Raw genomic sequence first — 3,132 nt, 5'->3', positions numbered from 1 at the left:
TGCGAGCGCAGCGAAGCAATCCAGAGTCCCTCCGCGGAGACAGTCTGGATTGCTTCGCTGCGCTCGCAATGACGATGTGGGGACTATCGAGGAATACAACGACCTTCGTCCCCGCGGAGACTCCCCCCTCACCCTGACCCTCTCCCCGCAGGCGGGGAGAGGGGAAGAGGCATCAGCTCACTTCATCGCGCACTTGTCGTGGAAGCGATCCTGGTCGTTCTCCACGATGGTCGCGACCGTCTTCAGCGAGAGCTGGCCTTCGCCGTCCTTGACCACGTCCTGGAGATAGAAGCTCTGCACCGGGATGTGGTTCTTGCCGTATTTGAACGGGCCGCGCAGCGACTTGAAGTTGGCCTTCTCCATCTCGGCCTTCATCGCGTCCTTCTTGCTGGTGTCGCCCTTCACCGCGACCACCGCGCTGTTGATGAGCTGGGCCGCGTCATAGGCCTGCGCGCCATAATAGGTCGGGCGCAGATTGGGGTACTTCTTGCGGTAGTCGGCGACGAAGCGCTTGTTCTGCTCGTTCGGGAGGTCGTTGACCCATTCCTGCGCGCCGGGCACGCCGAGCGCGTTCTCCTTCTGGAGCGGGAGCGAGAGCTCGTCGACCGTGAAGGCGGTGTAGAGCGGCATCGTGCTCTTCAGGCCGGCCTGCGCATATTGATTGAGGAACTGCACGCCGGCCGCACCGGGATAGAATACGAAGATCGACTCGGCGCCCGAGGCGCGCGCCTTGGAGAGCTCGGCGGAGAAATCGAGCTGGCTCGGCCAGACCGTGTATTCCTCGCCCTTGACGTCACCCTTGAACGTGCTCTTCAGGCCCGCGAGCATGTCCTTGCCGGCCGCGTAGTTCGGCCCGATCAGGAACACGCTCTTGACGCCCTTCTGGTTCATGTAGAGGCCCATGGCGGCGGGCGTCTGGTCGTTCTGCCAGGAGGTCGAGAACACGTAAGGCGAGCACAGTTCGCCGGCGAGCTGCGACGGACCGGCATTGGCCGAGATCAGGAAGGTCTGCGAATCCACCGCGGTCTTGAGCGAGGCCAGGAGCACGTTCGACCAGATGTAGCCGACGATGAAGTCGACCTTGTCGGACTGCACCAGCTTCTCGGTCTTCTGCTTGCCGACATCGGGCTTCTGCCCGTCGTCCTCGTAGATCACCTCGACCGGCTTGCCGTCCATCTTGCGGCCGATGTGGTCGAGCGCGAGCTCGAAGGAATTGCGCATGTCGTTGCCGATCACGGCGGTCGGGCCGCTGAAGGTCGAAACGAAGCCGATCTTGATGGTGTCGCCGGCGAAAGCCTGATTTGCCAGCACCAGCGCCGCTGCGCCCGCCAGCCAGAATGCCGTCCTCATAACCACTCCCCTCCTTATTATTGATCCCGGAAACGGGGTGATCGCCGCCCCCGGGTCGTCTCTATTGAACGTAAAATCTGTCGCGCCGCCAATGGCTCAGCGCCCGCCCCTGCACCATATTTCGCCCCAATCGAGGATGGCAAGAAATATAATTCTACTCACTTCGACCAAGGCTGCGGCGCTTTTTCGCGGGATGACGATACGCCCAGCCTATGCCGCGATTGATGACGGCTATTGGACTACGGCGCCCAATGCGCACTTACATGAAGGAGAGCAGCAGCGAGATTCGAGGGTGTTATCATGGCCGCAAATCCCCACCGCGTCGTCATCGTCGGAGCCGGCTTCGGCGGGCTGGAGGCGACCTACCGGCTTGCGGGCGCGCCGGTCGAGATCACGCTGATCGACCGCCGCAACCATCACCTGTTCCAGCCGCTGCTCTACCAGGTCGCAACCGCCTCGCTCGCGACCAGCGAAATCGCCTGGCCGGTCCGGCACCTGATGCGCGACCGGCGCGAGGTGACGACCCTGTTTGCGACGGTGAGTGGCGTCGACGCCGACCGGCGCTGCGTGCTGATCGACGACGGCAGCGAGGTGCCCTACGACACGCTGGTGCTCGCCACCGGCGCCCGCCATGCGTATTTCGGCCATGACGAGTGGGAGCAGTTCGCCCCCGGCCTGAAGACGCTGGAAGACGCGACCACGCTGCGCCGTCACATCCTGGTTGCATTCGAGCGCGCCGAGCGCGAGACCGATCCGGCCAAACGCGCGGCGCGGCTGACCTTCGTCATCGTCGGCGCCGGCCCCACCGGCGTCGAGCTCGCCGGCACCATCGCCGAAATGGCGCACCACACGCTCCCCGCCGACTTCCGCAACATCGACACCCACAAGGCACGCGTGGTGCTGATCGAGGCCGGACCGCGCGTGCTCGCAGGCTTCCCCGATGATCTCTCGGCCTATGCGCAAGCCTCGCTGGAAAAGATCGGCGTCGAGGTCGTGCTGGGCCAGGCCGTCACCGAGATCAACCGTGAGGGCGTCGTATTCGGCGGCAAGCTGCTCGAGGCAAAGACGCGGATCTGGGCCGCCGGCGTGCGCGCTTCGCCCGCCGCCGAATGGCTGGGCGCACCAAGCGATCGCGCCGGGCGCGTGGAGGTCGACGACGACCTGACGATACCCGGTCATCCCGAAATCTTTGCGATCGGCGACACTGTTGTGATCAACGCCTGGGAGGGGAAGCCGGTGCCCGGCATCGCGCCGGCCGCCAAGCAGCAGGGCCGGCACGTCGCCGAGACCATCAAGGCGCGCCTGCGTGGCGAGAACAAAGGTGCATTCCGTTACAAGCACTCCGGTAGCCTCGCACAGATCGGCAAGCGGCTCGCCGTGATCGATTTCGGCAAGGTCAAACTGCGCGGCACCATCGCATGGTGGATCTGGGGCATTGCCCACATCTACTTCCTGATCGGCCTGCGCCACCGCCTCAGCGTCGCCCTGAGCTGGCTCTGGATCTACGCCCGCGACCAGCGCGCGGCGAGGTTGATCACGCAGGGAAGTAGCAAGGTGGCGTAGCTCTTCCTTCTCCCCTTGTGGGAGAAGGTGGCGCAAAGCGCCGGATGAGCGACTGTGTTCGCTGTCAAGCGGGTTGCCATGGTGTTTTCGTCCTGATCATGACATTGAGGATGGTCAGCAGCTTGCGGGCGACGGCGATCAGGGCAACGAGCTTCGGCTTTCCATTGGCCACGAGGCGCTCAAAGAAGGCCTTGAGGACGGGGTTGTGACGTCTGGCGG

2 protein-coding genes are annotated in these 3,132 nt (G+C 64.2%); one reads left to right on the top strand and one right to left on the bottom strand.

Annotated features, from left to right (window positions below; genetic code table 11):
* Nucleotides 1–177: 177 nt before the first annotated feature.
* Complete coding sequence (locus AC1DW2_RS43550; protein WP_477009181.1) at nt 178–1,350, bottom strand: ABC transporter substrate-binding protein; 1,173 nt, start codon at nt 1,348–1,350, stop codon at nt 178–180.
* Between the two features lie 300 nt (nt 1,351–1,650).
* Between AC1DW2_RS43550 and AC1DW2_RS43545 the strand changes: the two genes are divergently transcribed.
* Nucleotides 1,651–2,913, top strand: coding sequence for an NAD(P)/FAD-dependent oxidoreductase (locus tag AC1DW2_RS43545; protein WP_354113888.1), 1,263 nt, complete (start codon nt 1,651–1,653; stop codon nt 2,911–2,913).
* The last annotated feature ends 219 nt before the right edge of the window (nt 2,914–3,132 follow it).

It is taken from the genome of Bradyrhizobium sp. P3_C3 (genome assembly GCF_056402655.1).
Note: the sequence above shows the minus strand (reverse complement) of the source record. Positions and strands in the feature narration are given on the sequence as shown.

Coding starts and splice junctions, on each gene's coding strand:
- AC1DW2_RS43550 (WP_477009181.1), bottom strand. CDS start 1,350: ATGAGGACGGCATTCTGGCTGGCGGGCGCAGCGGCGCTGGTGCTGGCA.
- AC1DW2_RS43545 (WP_354113888.1), top strand. CDS start 1,651: ATGGCCGCAAATCCCCACCGCGTCGTCATCGTCGGAGCCGGCTTCGGC.